The organism is Kitasatospora saccharophila, assembly GCF_039529925.1.
GTDB lineage: Bacteria > Actinomycetota > Actinomycetes > Streptomycetales > Streptomycetaceae > Kitasatospora > Kitasatospora saccharophila.
In genome coordinates, this window is the sequence record NZ_BAAANS010000045.1 from 1 (window position 1) to 19,750 (window position 19,750).

A 19,750-nucleotide genomic window follows, 5' to 3' on the forward strand; every position below is an offset into this window, starting at 1 on the left:
CTTCCAGGCAGTCACACCGAGCCCGGCCGCCGCAGCGGCATGACCCGATCACTGGGCGTCACCACCCCGGCTTGACAATGCCATTGGGAATCTCCTTCGTGGGGGTGGAACCGGCCTCAACTTAGGCAGATTCGTGTTAGCCGTCAAGATATTGCCAAATATTGTGGTCCCCGGTCCCCCGGCCCGGTCCGGGGTCCTAGGCTGGGCCCGTGATCGACCTCGACCCCGCACCCCGCCCGCAGTCCCTGATGCTCACCTTCTTCGGCGTCCACGTCCTGGGGCGGGACGCGGCCCTGTCCTCCGGCTGCGTCATCGAGATCTTCGAGCGGGTCGGCGTCACCGAGGAGGCGGTGCGCTCCACGCTGACCCGGATGGTCAACCGCGGGCTGCTCGACCGGCACCGGCAGGGGCGCAAGATGTACTTCGGCCTCACCTCCAGGGCCGTCTCCGTCCTCCAGGACGGCCACGACCGGGTCTGGAGCACCGGGGCGGTCAACCGGCACTGGCGGGGGCAGTGGACCCTGGTCGGGTTCTCCCTCCCGGAGGCGTGGCGCCGCCAGCGCCACGACCTGCGTTCCCGGCTGACCTGGGGCGGCTTCGGGCCGCTGCAGAACGGCCTGTGGGTGGCGCCGGGCGAGGTGGACGTCGCCGCGCTGCTCGGCGACCTCGACCTCGACGCCCACCTGCGGGTCTTCCGGGGCACGGTGCTGGCGCCGACCGAGGTCGCACAGGTGGTGGAGTCCGCCTTCGACACCGAGGCCATCGCCGCCGGCTACCGCGCGTTCCTGGCCCGCTGGAGCGGCCCAGCGACCGAACCCGACGACCCCCTGAGCCGCCAACTCCTGCTCCACACCGACTGGCTGGAGCTCGTCCGGCGGGATCCCCACCTGCCCGCCGAGCACCTCCCGGCCGACTGGCCGGCGATCCGGGCCGAGGAGCTGTTCCGCACCATCGCCCGGCAGGTCGCCGCCGCCGCGGGCCAGGAGGCCGCCCGACTGATGGACGTCCTGCGCACCGGGTGAGCGCTCACAGGTCGAGCACGAGCCGCTCCCCCAGGCAGCGCGAGACGCAGACCATCATGCTGGCCGACTCCGCCCGCTCCGCCTCGGTGAGCAGCGCGTCCCGGTGCTCGGGGCGCCCGTCCAGGACGTCGGTCTCGCACGTCCCGCAGGTGCCCTGCTCGCAGGAGTAGAGGACCTCGACGCCCGCGCCCCGCACGGTGTCGAGCACCGAGGCGTCCGCCGGGACGGTCAGGGTGAGCCCGGACCGGGCCAGCACCACGGTGAAGGCCCGGTCCGGCCCGGCCCCGGCCGGCTCGCGCGGCTGGAACCGCTCGACCCGGGCGGGCGGCCGGCCGGTGCGCTCGCGGTGCCGTTCGACGGCCTCCAGCAGCGGGCGGGGGCCGCAGCAGTAGACCTCGGCCCGTTCGTCCAGCGCGTCGAGGTGGGCGGCCAGGTCGGGCCGGCCCGCCTCGTCCCGGGGGTGGAGCAGGACGCGCGGCCCGTAGCGGTCGGCGAGCTGCCCGGCGAAGGCCATCGAGGAGCGGGAGCGGCCGGCGTAGAGCAGGCTCCAGTCGGCGCCGGCCGCCTCGGCCGCGGCGAGCATCGGCACCAGCGGGGTGATCCCGATGCCGCCCGCGACGAACAGGTACCGCGGGGCGGGCAGCAGCGCGAAGTGGTTGCGCGGGCCCCGCGCCCGGACGGCCGCGCCCCGGTGGAGCGTGTCGTGGACGCGGACCGAGCCGCCGCGCCCGCCGGCCTCGCGCAGCACGGCGACGGTCCAGGCGGCGCTCTCGGCCGGGTCGCCGCACAGCGAGTACTGGCGCTCCAGCCCGCCGCCGAGCAGCAGGTCGAGGTGGGCGCCGGGCGTCCAGCCGGGCAGCGGGCCGCCGTCGGGGCGGGCCAGGGTGAGCGAGACGACGCCCTCGGCCTCGTCCCGGCGGCCGGTGACGACCAGGTCCAGGGTCGGTTCGGGCGCGGTCACGGCCGTCCTCCTTCCGGCGGCGGGGCGGCGTGCCGGGGGTGGTCGAGCAGCCAGGCCCACACCGTGACCGGGTCCGGCTGGGTGGAGCGCGCGCCGCAGAAGCAGCGGGCGTCCAGCACGTCGCCGCCGGGCAGCCAGTCGACGCGGTACACCCGGCGTTCGGGGGCGGCGCTCACGCGTCGGCCCGGCCGGTGCCCGCGGCGGCCAGTGCGGCGAGGATCCGGCGGGCGGCCAGCGCGCCGGTGTCGATGTTGATGCTGAGCTCCTGGTAGGGGCCGGGCTCGGTGTCCAGGGCGCGCTGGAGCAGGTTGAGGGCGTCCACGTCCTGCATCACCACGGTGTGGTTGAAGTCCCGCAGGAACGCGGTGACCTCCTCGTCGCCGACCGCGAAGTCCCGCGAGACGGCCCAGAAGTCGTAGACCTTGCCGGGTGCGGACGGGGTGATCGCGTAGGTGATCTCGGTGCGGAAGACGGGCGCGGACCGCCCGACCGGGGTGATCCGGCTGTGCAGCAGGTACAGGCAGGGGGCGAAGTACTCGATGTCCTGGAGCCGGCTGATCCGGCCCTCGATGCCGGTGGAGCGGGCGTAGAACGGCGGGCACTCGGCGTCGGCCATGTGCCGCGAGACCCGGACGACGCCGGCCTCCTCGTCCACCTCGGTGGTGATCGGGGTGGCGGCCACCTCGGGGGTGCCGATGTAGCCGCCGTGCAGGTACGTCTCGTGCGAGAGGTCGAGCAGGTTGTCCACCAGCAGGCCGTAGTCGGCGTCGATCGGCTCCATGCCGCGCACGGTGGTCATCGCCGGGTCGACCAGGTGCGGGGCGCGCGGGACGCGGGAGGCGTCGGCGGCGGCCGGGTCGCCCACCCAGATCCACACCAGCGAGTCCTGCTCGACGACGGGGTAGGACGCGACCCGCGCGGTGCGCGGCACCCGGGTCTGGCCGGGGACGGACACGCAGGCGCCGGCCCGGTCGTAGGTGAAGCCGTGGTAGCCGCACATGATGCTGTCGCCCTCGCGGCGGCTCTCGGAGAGCGGGAAGCGGCGGTGCACGCAGCGGTCCGCCAGCGCGATCGCCCGGCCGTCCTCCCGCGAGCGGTAGAGCACCACGGGCTCGCCGAGGATCGTGCGGCCGAGCAGGTCGTCGCCGACCTCGGTCGTGTACGCGGCGACGTACCACTGGTTGCGGGCGAACTGTGTCATGGGGGCCGTCCCTGAATGGGTGGGGTTTCAGCGGGATGCGACGAGGCTCCCAGCGCCCCCCGCGGACCGACAACGGGACTTCCGTCAGGCGAAAGGCACCGCACGGACCACCACCGCGCGGTCCGCCACCGCGCGGCCCGCCACCGGGGCCCGTCCGGCCGTGCGCGCGTCGCTCCGGCGCGCCGGAGCCGTCAGGCGAGCCCCAGCGCCCGGGAGATGCCGCGCGCCGCGAGCCGCACGGCGGGGGCGAGCGCGGCGGCGCTGCCCTGGGCGCGCACGACCACGGAGACCGCCGCGACCACCGCGCCGTCGCCGCCGCGGACCGGGGCCGCCACCGACAGCGCGTCCTCGGTGACCTGGCGGTCGCTGACCGCCAGCCCGGTGGTGCGCACCTCGGCCAGCAGCCGCCGCAGCCGCTCCGGGTCGGTCACCGTCCAGGGGGTGAAGGCGGCGAGGGCGGCCGCCAGGTACGCCTCCTGGAAGGCCGCCGGGGCGTGCGCGAGCAGGGCCAGGCCGACGCCGGTGGCGTGCAGCGGCCAGTGCGTGCCGGGCCGGATGTGCACGCCGACCGAGGAACGGCCGGCCAGGCGGTCCACGTAGACCGCGTCGCCGCCCTCCCGGACGGCCAGTTGCACGTTCTCGCGGGTCGCCTCGTACAGGTCCTCCAGGAACGGCAGGGCCGCCTCGCGCAGCACCGGCCCGCGCGGGGCGAGCGTGCCGAGTTCGAACAGGCGCAGGCCGACGTGGTAGACGCCGTCGGCGTCGCGCTCCAGCGCGCCCCAGGCGGTGAGCTCGGACAGCAGCCGGTGCGCGGTGGGCAGCGAGAGCCCGGCGCGGCGGCCGACCTCGGTGAGCGTCAGGGCGGGGGCCGCCCGGTCGAAGGCGGCCAGCACGGACAGCAGCCGTCCGGCGGCGTTGGTGGCCGGGGTCTGGAAGGTCATGGGCGCGACCGTAGGGCATCGAGCGGTGCACGAACAGGGGTGGGCGCGGTGGGCGCGACCAGTGCGGATGCGCTCGGCCGCCGGCCCGGCGGCGCCGCGGGGCGGCTCCCGCTCCCGGGCGGACGCCAACTCGCTCTGGTTTACCGCCTCTTGACGTGCCCGCTGCCCGGCTGGCTTCATTGGGGCGGATGGGAGCGCTCCCACCCCCATGGGAGCGCCCACCCCACGCATCCCCTCCCCCCACAGGAAGGCTCCCACCCGTGCCTCCGATCACCTCAGGCCGCGGGCTGCCCCGCCGCGCGGCCGCCGTGCTGACCGGTCTGACCCTGCTCGCGGGCGGCGTCACCGCCACCGCGCTCGCCCCGGCCGGCGCGGCCACCGTCAGCGCGGCCGCCGTCGGCGCGCCCGCCGACTTCCCGGTCCGGGTCAACCAGCTCGGCTACCTGCCGGACGGCCCCAAGCGGGCCACCGTGGTCAGCTCGGCGACCGCCCCGCTCGCCTGGCAGCTGCGCGACTCCTCCGGCGCGCAGGTCGCGGCCGGCAGCACCACCGTGCACGGCGCCGACCAGGCGTCCGGCCAGTCCACCCACCTGGTGGACTTCGGCGCGTACACCGGCACCGGCAGCGGCTTCACGCTGGTCGTCGGCAACCTGGCCAGCCACCCGTTCGACATCTCGGCCTCGCTGTACGACGGGCTGCGCGCCGACAGCCTGAACTTCTTCTACCAGCAGCGCAGCGGCATCGCGATCGACGCGAACCTGGCCGGCGGCAGCGCGTACGCCCGCCCCGCCGGGCACCTGGGGGTGGCGCCGAACAAGGGCGACACCAGCGTGCCGTGCCAGGCCGGGGTGTGCGACTACCGGCAGGACGTGCGCGGCGGCTGGTACGACGCCGGCGACCAGGGCAAGTACGTGGTCAACGGCGGCATCGCGACCTGGGAGCTGGTCAACTCCTTCGAGCGGGCCCGCCGTTCGGGCGGGGACGCGGCCCTCGGCGACTCCACGCTGCGGGTGCCCGAGCGCGGCAACGGCGTGCCGGACGTGCTGGACGAGGCCCGCTGGGAGCTGGACTTCCTGCTGCGGATGCAGGTACCGGACGGCAAGCCGATGGCCGGGATGGCCTTCCACAAGATCCACGACGCGCAGTGGACCGGCCTGCCGACCCGCCCCGACCTGGACGACCAGCAGCGCGAGCTGCACAAGCCGTCGACCGCCGCCACGCTCAACCTGGCCGCTACCGCCGCCCAGTGCGCCCGGGTCTACGCGCCGTACGACGCCGCCTTCGCCGCCCGCTGCCTGGACGCGGCCCGCCGCGCCTGGACGGCCGCCAAGGCCAACCCGAACGTGCTCGCCCCGGCCACCGACAGCACCGGCGGCGGCGCCTACGAGGACGCCGACGTCTCCGACGAGTTCTACTGGGCGGCGGCCGAACTCCTCGCCACCACCGGCGAGTCCCAGTACCGGGACGCGGTCACCTCCTCGCCGCTGCACACCAAGCCGGTGGACGCGTTCTGGTGGGGCGGTACCGCGACGCTCGGCCGGATCACCCTGGCCACCGTGCCCGGCGTCGCGCTGCCCGCCGACGACGTGACCCGGCTGCGCGGCCTGCTGACCACGGCCGCCGACGGCTACCTGTCCACCATGAACGGCCAGGGCTACGCGGTGCCGCTCGCCCCCGACGGCTACGTGTGGGGCTCCAACAGCTCGGTCGCCAACAACGCGATGGTGCTGGCCGTCGCCTACGAACTGACCGGCACCGCCCGCTACCGCACCGGCGCGCTGGAGACGATGGACTACCTGCTGGGCCGCAACGCCCTGGACCGCTCCTACGTGAGCGGCTACGGCGAGCGCGCCTCGGAGAACGAGCACCACCGCTTCTGGGCGCACCAGAACGACGCCTCGCTCCCGCACCCGCCGGCCGGCTCCTTCGCGGGCGGCCCCAACTCCGGCCTGCAGGACCCGATCGCCGAGGCCCAGCTGGCGGGCTGCGCCCCGGCGGCCTGCTACGTGGACGACATCGGCTCGTACTCGACCAACGAGGTGGCGATCAACTGGAACGCCTCGCTGGCCTGGCTGGCCTCGTTCGCCGCCGAGCGGCACGCCGCCCCGGTGACGCCCGCCGTCCAGGTGGCCCCGGCGGCGGTGACCGTCCCCGAGGGCGGCTCGGCGTCGGTCGCGGTCAAGCTCTCGGCCGCGCCCGCCCAGAACGTGACGGTGACGGTCACCCGCACCTCGGGGGACGCCGACCTGTCGGCCGCCACCTCCTCGCTGGTCTTCACCCCGGCCAACTGGGCCACCGCGCAGCAGGTTTCGCTGACGGCGGCGCAGGACGCGGACACGCTGGCGGGCAGCGCGGTCTTCACCGCGGCCGGCCCGGGCGTCCAGTCGGCGACCTTCACGGCGACCGAGGCGGACGACGACACCGCGCCGCCGGCGGCCTCCTGCGCGGTGGCGTACAAGGTGGACAGCTCCTGGGGCAACGGGTTCACCGCGACGGTGACGGTGAAGAACACCGGCGCCTCGACCGTCTCCGGCTGGACGCTCGGCTGGAGCTTCGGCGGTGACCAGCGGATCTCCAACGCCTGGAACGCGACGCTCTCCCAGAGCGGCGGCGCCGTGACCGCGCGGGACGCCGGCTGGAACGGCACCCTGGCGCCCGGCGCGAGCGCGAGCTTCGGCTTCCAGGCGACGTACTCCGGCTCCAACGCGACGCCGGCCCGGTTCACCGTGAACGGCGCCGACTGCGCCTGAGCACCGGTCCGGCCGCCCACCCTCGCGGGGTGGGCGGCCGGGCCGTCAAGGCAGCTGGGCGTCAGGGCGTCAGCCCAGCTTCCACTGCTGGTTGCTGCCGCCGCTGCAGCTCCACAGCTGGACGGGCGTGCCGTCGGCGGTGCCCAGCCCGGCCACGTCCAGGCAGAGCCCCGACTGCACGCCGGTGACGGTGCCGTTGGCGTTGACCTGCCACTGCTGGTTGGGCTGGCCGTTGCAGGACCAGACGATCGCCTTGGTGCCGTTGGCGGTGCCCTTGGCCTCGGCGTCCAGGCACAGCGTGGCGCCGCCGACGGTCACGGTCAGCTGGTTCGACGCCGTGCGGGTCCAGGTCTGGTTCGCGGCGCCGTTGCAGGCGGCGATCTGCTGCTGGGTGCCGGCCGCGGTGCTCGGGTCGGTCAGGCACTTGCCCGCGCCGACCGCGCGCAGCGCGCCGGTGCCACCGCCGGAGGGGGCGGCGTCCAGGCCCATGAAGTGGATCGCGTTGGCGGCCATCCCGGCGCCCTGGACCGGCAGTTGGTGTCCGGCGCCGGAGATGGCGTACGCCTCGACCTGGGTGGTGCCGGAGCCGTTGTTGTAGCGGGTCCTGGTCCAGCCGGAGGCGGGGGTGTCGGTGGCCGAGGGCGTCTGGCTCACGCCGAGGACGTCGGTCCACTGCTTGATCTCTTCGCCGAGGTTGTTGTAGTTGAGGATGGTGTCGGCGGTGCCGTGCCACAGCTGCACCCGCGGGCGCGGGCCACTGTAGCCGGGGTAGGCGCCCCGCGCCAGGTTGCCCCACTGCTGCGGGGTCATCGAGACCTGGCCCTGGGCGCAGGCCGAGTTCCAGCCGCGCACCGAGCCGGTGTAGAAGCAGTGCTGGGGCACGCCCATGAACGCCGCACCGGCCTTGAAGACGTCCGGGTAGTCGGCGAGCATCACGTTGGTCATCATGCCGCCGGAGGACTCGCCGGTGACGTACACGGCGTTGGCGTTGCCGCCGTAGTGCTGCTCGGTGTAGGTGATCATCGACATCAGTCCGACCGGGTCGCTGCCGCCGCCCCGGGTCAGCGCCTGGTCGGAGGAGACGTCCCAGCAGCTGCCGCTCGGGTTGGTCGACGGGTAGATGACCAGGAAGCCGTACTGGTCGGCGAGTTGGCCGAAGTCGGTGCTGGAGTACAGGTAGGGGCCGGTGCCCTGGCAGCCGTGCAGGGCGAGCAGGATCGGCGGATTGGGCTTGACCGAGGCCGGCACGTACAGGTGCATGAGCAGGCCGGTCGGGTTGGTGCCGAAGTTCGTGATCTGGGTCAGCGAGGCCGCGGCGGCGCGGGGCGCCGTCTGCAGGTTCAGGCCGAGGGCGAGGGCGAGCACGGCGAGGACGCCGACCAGCCTGGACGCGAACGAGTGGATTCGGGGCATGGTGCCTCTCCGTCGGGAGTGCCAACGGCGTGAAGAGGGTCCGGCGCCACCACGGATGAGCGACCGATGGTACCCGCCGCACGCCGCCGCTGTCGCCGACTGCCCTGTCGGCGGCAGGAGTTGACCGAGGCGCAGCACCCCTTCCACCTGGGGTTCCACCGGACGGCGGCGCCCGCCGCCCGTCGTGAAAGTTGCAGGTCGCGAGGGGCCGGGCCCGCCGTGGGGGCCGGGCCGTCGGCTCTGATCGGCCGCTGCGCGGAGTATTGACAACCCGGGGCGCCTGGTACACATTTCACCGGGGCAACCGTGGAGAAGCGCTCTTTCTCGCAACAATGATTGTTAGCGCTAACAGCATGATCGAGGACCCGGCGCCCACCTCCCCCTCGACCGCTTCTCCCGCCCCGCGCGCCCTGCCGGTCAGGAACGACCCGGCGGGGCACGCGCCCGCACGACCGTCGGCGCGAGGCACCAGGTCTCCCCGGCGCGCACTCTCCTCCCCCACCCAAGGAGAACGATCCGTCATGCCACGGCTCAACGGAAAGACCCGTCTCCGCACCTTCCTGACCCCGGCCGCCTGCACGGCGGTCGGCCTGGTGGCGGTCCTCACCGCCGGCCCCACCGCCCAGGCGGCCGGGGCGACCACGCTCGGCGCCGCGGCGGCCGGCAGCAACCGCTACTTCGGCACCGCGGTCGCCTCGGGCCGCCTCGGCGACTCGACGTACAGCACCATCCTCGACCGGGAATTCAACATGATCACCCCGGAGAACGAGATGAAGTGGGACACGGTCGAACCGTCCCGGGGCTCGTTCAACTTCGGCCCCGGCGACTCGATCGTCAACCACGCCAACGCGCACGGCCAGCGGATGCGCGGCCACACCCTGGTCTGGCACAACCAGCTGCCCGGCTGGGTCAGCTCGATCGGCGACGCCAACACGCTGCGCAGCGTGATGAACAACCACATCACCCAGGAGATGTCCCACTACAAGGGCAAGATCTACGCCTGGGACGTGGTCAACGAGGCCTTCGCCGACAACGGCACCGGCCAGCACCGCAGTTCGGTGTTCCAGAACGTGCTGGGCAACGGCTTCATCGAGGAGGCGTTCCGCACCGCGCGCGGCGTCGACCCCGCGGCCAAGCTCTGCTACAACGACTACAGCATCGAGGACTGGTCCTCCGCCAAGACGCAGGGCGTCTACAACATGGTGAAGGACTTCAAGGCCCGCGGCGTGCCGATCGACTGCGTCGGCTTCCAGAGCCACTTCGGCAGCGGCGGCGCGCCCGCGAGCTTCCGCACCACGCTGTCGAACTTCGCCGCGCTCGGCGTCGACGTCCAGCTCACCGAGCTCGACATCGCCCAGGCCTCCGGCGGCGCGTACGCCAACGCCGTCCAGGCCTGCCTCGACACCGCCCGCTGCACCGGCGTCACGGTCTGGGGCATCCGCGACAGCGACTCCTGGCGCACCGGCGAGAACGCGCTGCTGTTCGACAACAACGGCAACAAGAAGGCCGCCTACACCTCGGTGCTCAACGCCCTGAACGGCAGCAACGGCGGCGGCGGCACCCCGACCGGGGGCATCGTCTCCGGCAACGTGTACGCGCTCACCGACGTGGCGGCCGGGCGCGTCCTGGACGAGCCCTCCGGGCAGAACGGCAACGGCACCCAGCTCCAGGTCTGGGACGCCAACGGCACCGCCGCCAACCAGCACTGGCGGGCCACCCAGAACGGCGACGGCAGCTACACCCTGACCAACACCGCCAGCGGCCGGGTGCTGGACGAGCCCGGCAGCCAGACCGCCAACGGGACGCGGATGCAGGTCTGGGACGCCAACGGCGGCGCCAACCAGCACTGGCGGGCCACCCAGAACGGCGACGGCTCCTACACCCTGGTCAACGTCGCCAGCGGCAAGGCGCTGGAGATCCCCGGCGGCCAGACCGCCAACGGCGCGCCCGTCCAGATCTGGGACTCCAACGGCGGCGCCAACCAGCACTGGGCCTTCCAGTGAGCCCGACCGCCCGGTCGAACCGCTGAACCGCTGAACCGCACCACCGTGCCGGCCCGCTGAGCCGGCCCACCGAGCCGAGCCGCGCCCGCCTCCGGTCCCCGGACCGGGCGCGGCTCCTTCCGGCGGCCCGACCGCGAGTCCGAGCGCACAGGACTGTGAGCGCTCACATCCGGGCCGCGCCCCCACCCCTCCCCCCACCCCGAGGAGATTTCCGTGCACAGCCGAAATCCGAGCCGCAGGCAGCTGTCCGTGCTGCTCACCGCGATGGTCGCGACCGTGGCGGCGCTGGCGGCGATGCTCGTCGCCGGCCCCGCCGCCCAGGCGGCCACCACCGGCGCCCTGAAGAGCACGTCCTCCGGCCGCTGCCTCGACGTGTCGGGCGGCACCCAGACCGACGGCGCGCTGCTGCAGATCTACGACTGCTGGAACGGCACCAACCAGCAGTGGACGCTGACCTCCGCCAACGAGCTGACCGTCTACGGCAACAAGTGCCTGGACGTCCCCAACCACGCGACCGCCGCCGGCACCCGGGTGCAGATCTGGGCCTGTAGCGGCGGCGCGAACCAGCAGTGGCGGTTGAACGCCGACGGCACGGTCGTCGGCGTCGAGTCCGGCCTGTGCCTGGACGTCACCGGCGGCGCCACCGCCAACGGCACCGCCGTGGAGCTGTGGACCTGCAACGGCCGCAGCAACCAGCAGTGGACCGGCCTGGGCACCAGCAGCCCGACCACGCCCCCGTCCACCGGCGGCACCACCTGCCCGCTCCCGTCGACCTACCGGTGGAGCTCCACCGGCGCCCTGGCGCAGCCCGCCAACGGCTGGGCCGCGCTGAAGGACTTCACCGACGTCGTCTACAACGGCAAGCACCTGGTGTACGCCTCGAACGTGAACGGCTCCTCGTACGGCTCGATGGCGTTCGCGCCGTTCACCAACTGGTCCGACATGGCCTCGGCCGCCCAGACCGGGATGGGCCAGGCCGCGGTGGCGCCGACGCTGTTCTACTTCGCGCCGAAGAACGTCTGGATCCTCGCCTACCAGTGGGGCGCCTCGCCGTTCGTCTACCGCACCTCCAGCGACCCGACCAACCCCAACGGCTGGTCCGCGCCGCAGGCGCTGTTCACCGGCAGCATCCCCAACTCCGGTACCGGCCCGATCGACCAGACGCTGATCGCCGACGACCAGAACATGTACCTGTTCTTCGCCGGTGACAACGGCAGCATCTACCGGGCGAGCATGCCGATCGGCAACTTCCCGGGCAACTTCGGCTCCTCGTACACCACGGTGATGACCGACACCGCGAAGAACCTGTTCGAGGCCCCGCAGGTCTACAAGGTCAAGGGCCAGAACCAGTACCTGATGATCGTCGAGGCCCGCGGCGCCAGCGAGCAGCGCTACTTCCGCTCCTTCACCGCCACCAGCCTGAGCGGTTCCTGGACCCCGCAGGCCGCCACCGAGGCCAACCCGTTCGCGGGCAAGGCCAACAGCGGCGCGAGCTGGACCAACGACATCAGCCACGGTGACCTGGTCCGCAACAACCCCGACCAGACCATGACCATCGACCCCTGCAACCTGCAGCTGCTCTACCAGGGCAAGTCGCCCACCGCGTCCGGCAGCTACGACCAGCTCCCCTGGCGCCCGGGCGTGCTGACGCTCCAGCACTGACCCGGCCCGAGCCGCGGTGGGCGCCTCCTGACGGGCGCCCACCGCACGTGGAGGGGCCCCGGCCGTCCGACGGCCGGGGCCCCTTCGCGTGCGGTGGCGGGATCAGTCGCGCGGGCTGAGGTGCAGGATGATGTACTCGTACGCCTGGGAGTTCGGCGACGGGTTGATGTAGGGGTCGTTCTCGTTCGGCCAGCCGGTGAAGTCGGTGTCGTTGTACTCGTACCAGGCCGCGCCGTAGAACACCGGGACGGCGGGGACGTCGTCCGACATGATCTGCTGGAGGGTGTTCAGCGCCGTCTTCTCGGCGTCGGCGTCGCCCGCGTTCTGGAACGCCTTGACGGCGTCGCGGACCTTCGGGGAGTCGTACTTGCTGAAGTCGCCCGCCGCGACCTGGCCGGCCTCGGCGCCCATGCCCGGGTCGAGGACGTACTGCAGGCGCTGGAACGGGGTGCCGCCCTGGCCCCAGTGGACGGCCGCCTCGTAGTTGCCGGTGGTGATCGCGGTGTTCCAGCTGTTGAAGTCGAAGGCGCCGTTGGTGCTGACGTCGAAGCCGAGCGCGTTCAGGTCCTTGGCCATCGCCTGCGCGGTGCACCAGTAGTCGGAGAACGAGTTCGGGTCGATGACGGTGAACTTGATGGTCTTGCCGTCGCGGGTCCACTTGCCGCCGCCGTCCTTGGTCCAGCCCGCCGCGCCGAGCAGCGCGTCGACCTGGGCCGCGTCGGCGTCCGGCTTGAGGTCGTTCGCCAGCGCCGGGTTGACCATCGCCTGGTCGGCCGGCAGCAGCAGGCCGCCGGAGGAGGTGGCGGGGCGGGCGTAATCGGTCTCGCACTGGCTCGCGTAGGCGCGGCGGTTGAGGCCGGCGCTGATCGCCCTGCGGACGGCGGGGTCGGCGAGCGCCGGGGAGGTGGTGCTCTTGTTGTTGAGCATCAGGGAGACCGTGTTGGACGCCGGGAAGTACGGCGCCGTGGCCTGGAACAGGTGGTGGTGCTCGGGGTCCTTGCCGACGAAGGTGTTCTGGACGTTGGTGATGTTGTTGCCGGTGAGGTCGATCTCGCCGTTGTTGAGCGCCAGGGTGGCGGCGTCGTTGGTCGCGTAGGCGGGGAAGGAGACGTGCTGCACCTTCGGCTTCTCCCGGAAGGCCGGGTTGACCTTGAAGGTGACGTTCTGCGCGGTGAACTTGTCCACCAGGTACGGGCCGGTGCCGATCGCCTGGTCGGCCTTGATGACCGCGTTGCCCGGGCTGCTGATCGTGGACCAGATGTGCTCGGGCACGATCAGCTGGTTGCCGATGCCGATGAAGTTGGCCTTCTGCGGGCTGTCGAAGGTCAGCACCACGGTGGTCGCGTCCGGGGTGGCGATGCTGCTGGGCAGCGGCGCGCCGCCGGTGTTGGTGGCCGGGTCCGCCTTCAGCATCTCGAAGGTGAACTTGACGTCCTCGGAGGTGAAGGGCTTGCCGTCGCTGAAGTTGATGCCGGACTGGAGCGCCAGGGTGAGCGTCCGGTTGCCGTCCGACCACGCGAAGGACTTGGCGAGCCACGGGATCGGCGGCTGGTCGGCCTTGAGGGTGTTGAACTGGAAGAGCGGCTCGAAGACCAGCGAGCGGGCGTTCTGGGCCGAGATGAAGGAGTTGCCGTCGAAGGGGTTGTAGTTCTCGGTGAACGACGGCATCGGGGTCGACTCGACCACCAGGGTCCGGTCGGCGCCGGCGTCGGTGGACTTCGAACCGCCGGCGTCGGTGCAGGCGGTGGCGCCGAGGCCGACGGCGGCGACCAGGGCGAGGGCTCTGAGCAGGGTGGAACGGCGCATGGCAGGGTGCTCCTGGGGTGGGGTGTCGGGGTGGGTCCCGGATGGGTTCCGGGTGGGGGGTGACGGTCGTTCAGGCGGGCGCGGTGCCCGGTGCCCGCTCGGGGTCGAGCAGCCAGCAGGCGGCGACCTGGTCGCCCGCGGCGGGCCGCACCGGCGGCGCGCTCTCGGCGCACACCGGCATCGCGAGCGGGCAGCGCGGGTGGAAGCGGCAGCCGCTCGGCGGGTCGATCAGGCTGGGCGGCGCGCCGCGCCCGCGCAGCACCACCGGTTCGCGGCGGTGCGGGTCGGGGGCGGCGCTCAGCAGCAGCCGGGTGTAGGGGTGCGCGGGGGCGTCGGTGACCTGGACGGCCGGGCCGGACTCGACGACCTGCCCGGCGTACATCACCACGACGGTGTCGGCGAGGTAGCGGGCCGAGGCGATGTCGTGGGTGACGTACAGGATGGCGAGCCGTTCGCGTTCGCGCAGTTCGTCGAGCAGGTTGAGCACGCCGAGGCGGATCGAGACGTCGAGCATGGAGACCGGCTCGTCGGCGAGCAGCACCCGGGGCCGCACGGCGAGACCGCGGGCGATGGCGACCCGCTGGCGCTGGCCGCCGGACAGCTCGTGCGGGAACTTGTCGAGGTAGCGTTCGGCCGGGGTGAGGCTGACGCGTTCGAGCAGCTCCGCGGCGCGGGCGTCGAGTTCGGGCCCGCGCAGGCCGTGGTGCAGCTTGAGCGGGCGGCGCAGGTGGTAGCGGATGCTGTGCACGGCGTTCAGCGAGGAGAACGGGTCCTGCAGCACCAGGTGCACCTGGCCGGCGTAGGCGCGCCGGGCCCGCGCGGAGCCGCCGACCGGTTCGCCGTCCAGCAGCAGTTCGCCGGCGGTCGGCGCGGTCAGCCGGGTCAGCAGCCGCGACAGGGTGGACTTGCCGGAGCCGGACTCGCCGACCACGGCGGTGACGGTGCCCTCCGGCAGGGCCAGCGAGACGTCCTCGACGGCGCGCACGACCCGGCCGCGCCGCAGCCCGCCGTGGACCGGGAAGTGCTTGGTGAGGCCGCGGGCCTCCAGGGCGGGGGTGCCCGGGCGCTTCGGGCCGTGCACCACCCGGGCGGTGTCGGTGCTGGTCACAGGGTGCTCCCAAGGACTCGGGCGAGCGGCGCCGGGACGTGCTCGCCGCCGGTGTGCAGCCAGCAGGCGGCCGCGCGGCCGGCGGGGGCGCCGTCGGGTGCGGGGGCGCCGTCGGGTGCGGCGGGTTCGGTGAGCCGGGGGGTCTCGTGCGCGCAGCGCTCCAGCGCGAACGGGCAGCGCGGGTGGAAGGCGCAGCCGGCGGGCAGCGCGGTGAGCGCGGGCGGGGCGCCGGGGATGCCCTCCATCCGCACCCGTTCGCCGTGCAGCGCCGGGAAGGAGTTCAGCAGCCCCAGCGTGTACGGGTGCCGCGGGCTGTGGAACAGCCGCTGGGCGTCGGCGAGTTCGACGATCCGTCCGGCGTACATGATGGCGATGGTGTCGGCGAGTTCGATCAGCAGCGACAGGTCGTGGGTGATGAACACGATCGCGAAGCCGAGGCGGTCCTTGAGCTGCATCAGCTCGTCCAGGATCTCCCGCTGGGTCACCACGTCCAGTGCGGTGGTCGGTTCGTCCATGATGACGACCCGGGGCTCCAGGGCCAGCGCCATCGCGATCATCACGCGCTGGCGCATGCCGCCGGACAGTTCGTGCGGGTAGCTGCGCAGCCGCTCCTCGCCGATGCCGACCAGGCGCAGCAGTTCGACGGCCCGCTCCCGCCGTTCGGCGGCGCCCAGTCGGGAGCGGTGGGCGCGGAGCGCGTCGGTGAGCTGGGCGTCGATCCGGGCGACCGGGTTGAGCGCGTGCATCGCGCTCTGGAACACCACCGAGATCTGGTCCCAGCGGATCCGGCGCAGCGTGGCGGCGTCCGCCTCCAGCAGGTCGAGGACGCCGTCGGGGCCGTGGAAGCGCACCTCGCCGCCGGTGATCACGCCGGGGGCGCGCAGCAGCCTGGTGACGGCGTACGCCAGGGTGGACTTCCCGGAGCCGGACTCGCCGGCCAGGCCGAGGACCTCGCCGCGGCGCAGGGTCAGGGTGGCGTCGGTGACGGCGCGCACGCCGCCCTTGCCGACGCCGTAGTCGACGCACAGGTCGCGGACTTCGAGGACGGGTTCGCCGGTCACGGCTGCGCCTCCTTCAGCAGGACGGGGCTGGACGAATCGGCTCGCGGCGCGGCGGACTTGAGCACGGGGGTGAGGCCGAGGCGGAAGACCACCCCGCGGGCCCGGCCGGTGCGGGCCGAGGTCAGCCGGGGGTTGATCACCTCGTCGATGCCGAAGTTGACCAGGGCGAGGGCGATCCCGACCAGGGCGACGGCCAGCGCCGGCGGCAGGTACCACCACCAGTAGCCGTTGACGGCGGCGCCCGAGGACTGGGCCTCGTTGAGCACGGTGCCCCAGGTCACCGAGGCGGGGCTGATCACGCCCAGCCAGGCCAGTGCGGTGTAGGTGCCGATGCCGTAGATGACGGTGAAGATGAACGCCGACGCCAGGATCGGCAGCAGGTTCGGCACCACCTCGAACAGGATGATCCGCCAGGTGCGTTCGCCGATCACCCGGGCCGCCTCGACGTAGTCGGCGGCGCGCAGCGCCAGGGTCTGCGCCCGCAGCACGCGGGCGCCCCAGGCCCAGGCGGTGAGGGCGATCACCGAGCCGATCAGCAGCGGGTTCGAGGTCTCCGCGGGCGGCAGCGGCTTCATGATCACCATCAGGATCAGCAGGCCGGGCAGTGCCAGGAAGATGTTGGCCAGGGCGGAGAGCAGGTCGTCCACCAGGCCGCCGACGAAGCCGGCGGTGACGCCGACCACGACGGACAGCACGCAGGCGAACAGCCCGGCGAGGAAGGAGATCAGCAGGGTGTCCCGGCCGCCGGTCAGCAGCCGCGAGAACAGGTCGTGCTGCTGCTGGTCGGTGCCGAGCCAGAACCGGCCCGAGGGGGCGAGCGGCAGACCGCTGGTGCGGTCGGCCTGCCAGTCGGCGGAGTGCGGCGCGATCATCGGTCCGACCACGGCCAGCAGCAGGAGCAGCAGCAGCAGGACCGAGCCGGCGAGCACTTTCGGGGAGCGGAGCACGCGCATCGCTCAGGCCTCCTTGCGGGCACGGGGGTCGAGGGCGACGTAGGCGAGGTCCGCGACCAGGTTCACGGCCAGCACGGTGAGGACGACGACCAGCAGGATCCCCTGGAGCAGCGGGTAGTCGCCGGCGAGGATGGCCTGGTAGATCTGCCAGCCGACGCCGGGGTAGGTGAAGACGATCTCGGTGACCAGTGAGCCGGTCACCACCAGGCTGATCGACAGGGCGAAGTTGGAGATGGTCGGCAGGATCGCGTTGCGCGCCGCCACCGCGGCCACCCGCCACTGCGGGAGCCCCTTCGCGGCGGCGACCAGGACGTAGTCCTCGTCCATCGTGGTGATCATCATGTTGCGCATGCCGATCACCCAGCCGGCCAGCGAGGCCAGCACCACGGTCAGCGCCGGCAGCGTGCCGTGCTCGATCACGCTGGTGACGAACGGTCCGTTCCACCCCGGGGTCAGGTGGGCGTGCCGGCCGGTGTCGTAGCCGTTCTGGTAGGGGAAGAAGCCGCCGAAGTAGCCGAGCGTCATCATCACCAGGAAGGCCAGGATGAAGTACGGCACCGACTGGAAGAAGGTCACGGCGGGCAGCAGGCCGTCCAGCAGCCCGTTGCGCTTCCAGCCGACGACGATCCCGGCCAGCGTGCCGACCACGAAGGCCAGCGCGGTCGCCGTGCCGACCAGGCCCAGCGTCCACGGCAGGGTGTCGCCCAGGATCGAGGAGACCGGCGCGGACTGCGAGGTGGACAGGCCCAGGTCTCCGTGGAGCAGGCCGGACAGGTAGGTCAGGTACTGGCTCAGCACGCTGTGGTCGGCGCCGGTGCCGTACTGCGCCTCCAGGGCCCGGATCGCCGCCGGGTCGAGGTTGGCGCCGCGCAGCTTGGCCAGCGCGTTCTGCAGGGCGCTGCCGGGCAGCAGCCGGGCCAGGAAGAAGTTCAGGGTCACCGCGGCGAAGCCGGCCAGCAGGTAGAAGCCGAGGCGGCGCAGTAGCGTCCGCATGCCGATGCTCCCTTCGGGGTCCTCGGGCGCCACTGGCGCGTGGGTGGTCGGTGCGGCCGGGCGGCCGCGGGACGGAGGGGGCGGGGCACGGTCAGGACAGCGAGCGCGGGACGGCGCCGGTGCGGCACGCCCGGCCGTACCAGTGCGCGCTGGCCTTCGGGGTGCGCCGCTGGGTGGGGAAGTCGACGTGCACCATGCCGAAGCGCTTCGCGTAGCCGTACGCCCACTCGAAGTTGTCCAGCAGCGACCACAGGAAGTAGCCCGCCACCGGTACGCCCGCCTCGATCGCCCGGTGCACCGCGGTCAGGTGCTGGTGGACGAAGGCGATCCGCTCCCGGTCGTTCACCACGCCCTCGGGGGTGACGTAGTCCTCGCAGGCCATCCCGTTCTCGGTGATGACCACGGGCAGGCCGGGGCGCTCCAGGTGGATCCGGTCCAGCAGGTCGCGCAGGCCGGTCGGGTCGATGCTCCAGTTCATCGCGGTCAGCTCGCCGGGCGGCTGGTGGAAGGCGACGTGCTCCGCGCCGGGCCACGGCGAGTGGTCGCTGCGGCCGTGGCAGTCGTCGCGGGAGGCACCGCTGCCGGAGACCACCGCCGGGGAGTAGTAGTTCAGGCCGAGCTGGTCGATCGGCGCGCCGATCGCCGCCAGGTCGCCGGGGCGCACCAGCTGCTCCCAGTCGACCAGGTGCGCGGTGTCCTGGAGCAGGTCCGCGTCGTAGCGGCCGCGCAGCACCGGGCTCAGGAAGATCCGGTTGCCGACGGCGTCGATCCGGCGCACGGCCTCCTGGTCCTCCGGGCTGTCGGTGAGCGGCCGCACCTGGTGCAGGTTGAGCGAGACCGACAGCTGGGCGGTGCCCGGGAGGGCGGCGCGCAGCGCGGCGACGCCCCGGCCGTGCGCCAGGTTGAGGTGGTGGGCGGCCTTGAGCGCCTCGCCGGGGTCGGTGCGGCCCGGGGCGTGCACGCCGGAGCCGTAGCCGAGGAAGGCCGAGCACCAGGGCTCGTTCAGCGTGGTCCAGTGCCGCACCCGGTCGCCGAGGGCCCCGGCCACCAGGGACGCGTACTCGCCGAAGCGCTCCGCGGTCTCCCGGACCGTCCAGCCGCCGCCCGCGGCGGAGCCGCCCGTCGACGGAGTCTCCAGGTGCTGCGGCAGGTCCCAGTGGTACAGGGTGGCCAGCGGGGTGATGCCGGCCGCCAGCAGTTCGTCCACCAGGGCGCGGTAGAAGTCGAGCCCGCGCTCGACGGCCGGGCCGCGGCCGGTCGGCTGCACCCGGGGCCAGGCCACCGAGAAGCGGTACGCGCTCAGCCCGAGGTCCTTCATCAGCGCGACGTCCTCGCGCCAGCGGTGGTAGTGGTCGACCGCCAGGTCGCCGGTGTCGCCGCGGTTGACCTTGCCCGGCGTGTGGCTGAAGGTGTCCCAGATGGACGGGGTCCGGCCGTCCTCGGCCACCGCGCCCTCGATCTGGTAGGCGGAGGTGGCGGTGCCCCAGAGGAAGTCCGGCGGGAAGCGGAGGAAGTCGTCGGCAGGGGCCTCGGCGGCCTTGCGGTCCTGGACCTCGGTCATTGTGGGAGCGCTCCCATGCATTCGAAACGGCTGCCGCCGCGGCGTCTGAACGATGCGCCGGGTGGGCAGGAAAGAGGCGAGAGGCCCACCGGAAGCCGGAAGCGCTTCCAGTGGCGGTGCCGGAAGTTTCTGGCTTGTCAGGTGGAGGTGTCAAGAGTTTGAACAGCCGATACCGGAATGAAACTGGAAGCGCTTCCAGTCCGTGACCGGAGCCGCCCGGCGGGTGGCGGGCAGGCGGTGCCGGCGGGCGGGCACCGGGCGCCAGGCGGGGCGGGCGGGCAGCGGGCGGTGCGGCGGCAACGCGACCGGCCCGGC

Annotated in this window: 15 protein-coding genes and 1 pseudogene; 5 read left to right on the top strand and 11 right to left on the bottom strand. The window is 73.1% G+C overall.

The annotated features are described in order from the left end of the window. Positions 1 to 129 precede the first annotated feature (129 nt). Both ABD345_RS40360 and ABD345_RS28110 read left to right on the top strand, forming a co-directional pair. A complete protein-coding gene (locus ABD345_RS40360) occupies positions 130 to 213 on the top strand; it encodes a hypothetical protein (RefSeq protein WP_380276611.1) in 84 nt (27 codons plus the stop codon). Further along, positions 210 to 1,022 (top strand): PaaX family transcriptional regulator, encoded by an 813-nt coding sequence (locus tag ABD345_RS28110; protein ID WP_344555948.1) that lies wholly within the window; start codon positions 210 to 212, stop codon positions 1,020 to 1,022. Before ABD345_RS40360 ends, ABD345_RS28110 begins: the two co-directional genes overlap by 4 nt. Before the next feature lie 4 nt (positions 1,023 to 1,026). On the opposite strand, the gene ABD345_RS28115 is transcribed toward ABD345_RS28110, so the two are convergent. The 4 genes from ABD345_RS28115 to ABD345_RS28130 all read right to left on the bottom strand — a co-directional run bounded on the left by ABD345_RS28115 (position 1,027) and on the right by ABD345_RS28130 (position 4,125). Further along, entirely contained in the window at positions 1,027 to 1,983 is a 957-nt protein-coding gene (locus ABD345_RS28115) for a PDR/VanB family oxidoreductase (RefSeq protein WP_344555949.1), read from the bottom strand. After that, positions 1,980 to 2,159 carry a hypothetical protein gene (locus ABD345_RS28120; RefSeq protein WP_344555951.1) on the bottom strand — a complete coding sequence of 60 codons (180 nt, stop codon included), beginning with the start codon at positions 2,157 to 2,159 and terminating at the stop codon, positions 1,980 to 1,982. The genes ABD345_RS28115 and ABD345_RS28120 overlap by 4 nt, the downstream gene beginning before the upstream one ends. After that, positions 2,156 to 3,184 (bottom strand): Rieske 2Fe-2S domain-containing protein, encoded by a 1,029-nt coding sequence (locus tag ABD345_RS28125; RefSeq protein ID WP_344555952.1) that lies wholly within the window; start codon positions 3,182 to 3,184, stop codon positions 2,156 to 2,158. The genes ABD345_RS28120 and ABD345_RS28125 overlap by 4 nt, the downstream gene beginning before the upstream one ends. A gap of 191 nt (positions 3,185 to 3,375) precedes the next feature. Then, positions 3,376 to 4,125 carry an IclR family transcriptional regulator gene (locus ABD345_RS28130; RefSeq protein ID WP_344555953.1) on the bottom strand — a complete coding sequence of 250 codons (750 nt, stop codon included), beginning with the start codon at positions 4,123 to 4,125 and terminating at the stop codon, positions 3,376 to 3,378. Positions 4,126 to 4,385: 260 nt separating this feature from the next. Between ABD345_RS28130 and ABD345_RS28135 the strand changes: the two genes are divergently transcribed. Further along, entirely contained in the window at positions 4,386 to 6,875 is a 2,490-nt protein-coding gene (locus ABD345_RS28135; RefSeq protein WP_344555955.1) for a glycoside hydrolase family 9 protein, read from the top strand. A gap of 69 nt (positions 6,876 to 6,944) precedes the next feature. Here ABD345_RS28135 and ABD345_RS28140 read toward each other — a convergent pair whose 3' ends face one another. Then, positions 6,945 to 8,288: an extracellular catalytic domain type 1 short-chain-length polyhydroxyalkanoate depolymerase gene (locus tag ABD345_RS28140; protein ID WP_344555957.1), complete on the bottom strand. Its 1,344-nt coding sequence runs from the start codon at positions 8,286 to 8,288 to the stop codon at positions 6,945 to 6,947. 521 nt (positions 8,289 to 8,809) lie between these two features. Between ABD345_RS28140 and ABD345_RS28145 the strand changes: the two are divergent. Next, a pseudogene (locus ABD345_RS28145) lies at positions 8,810 to 10,288 on the top strand (glycoside hydrolase family 10 protein); the annotation flags it as partial. A gap of 267 nt (positions 10,289 to 10,555) precedes the next feature. Then, on the top strand, positions 10,556 to 11,953 hold the full coding sequence (locus ABD345_RS28150; protein WP_344556071.1) for a non-reducing end alpha-L-arabinofuranosidase family hydrolase: 1,398 nt from the start codon (positions 10,556 to 10,558) through the stop codon (positions 11,951 to 11,953). Positions 11,954 to 12,055: 102 nt separating this feature from the next. On the opposite strand, the gene ABD345_RS28155 is transcribed toward ABD345_RS28150, so the two are convergent. The 6 genes from ABD345_RS28155 to ABD345_RS28180 form a co-directional block, all read right to left on the bottom strand. After that, positions 12,056 to 13,759, bottom strand: coding sequence for an ABC transporter substrate-binding protein (locus tag ABD345_RS28155; RefSeq protein ID WP_344555959.1), 1,704 nt, complete (start codon positions 13,757 to 13,759; stop codon positions 12,056 to 12,058). A 70-nt stretch (positions 13,760 to 13,829) separates the two neighbouring features. Beyond that, complete coding sequence (locus ABD345_RS28160) at positions 13,830 to 14,867, bottom strand: ABC transporter ATP-binding protein (RefSeq protein WP_344555961.1); 1,038 nt, start codon at positions 14,865 to 14,867, stop codon at positions 13,830 to 13,832. Next, positions 14,864 to 15,928: an ABC transporter ATP-binding protein gene (locus ABD345_RS28165; RefSeq protein WP_344555962.1), complete on the bottom strand. Its 1,065-nt coding sequence runs from the start codon at positions 15,926 to 15,928 to the stop codon at positions 14,864 to 14,866. The genes ABD345_RS28160 and ABD345_RS28165 overlap by 4 nt, the downstream gene beginning before the upstream one ends. Next, a complete protein-coding gene (locus tag ABD345_RS28170) occupies positions 15,925 to 16,881 on the bottom strand; it encodes an ABC transporter permease (RefSeq protein WP_344555964.1) in 957 nt (318 codons plus the stop codon). The genes ABD345_RS28165 and ABD345_RS28170 overlap by 4 nt, the downstream gene beginning before the upstream one ends. A gap of 3 nt (positions 16,882 to 16,884) precedes the next feature. Further along, entirely contained in the window at positions 16,885 to 17,874 is a 990-nt protein-coding gene (locus ABD345_RS28175) for an ABC transporter permease (protein ID WP_344555966.1), read from the bottom strand. Between the two features lie 91 nt (positions 17,875 to 17,965). After that, on the bottom strand, positions 17,966 to 19,435 hold the full coding sequence (locus tag ABD345_RS28180; protein WP_344555968.1) for a GH1 family beta-glucosidase: 1,470 nt from the start codon (positions 19,433 to 19,435) through the stop codon (positions 17,966 to 17,968). Positions 19,436 to 19,750 lie beyond the last annotated feature (315 nt).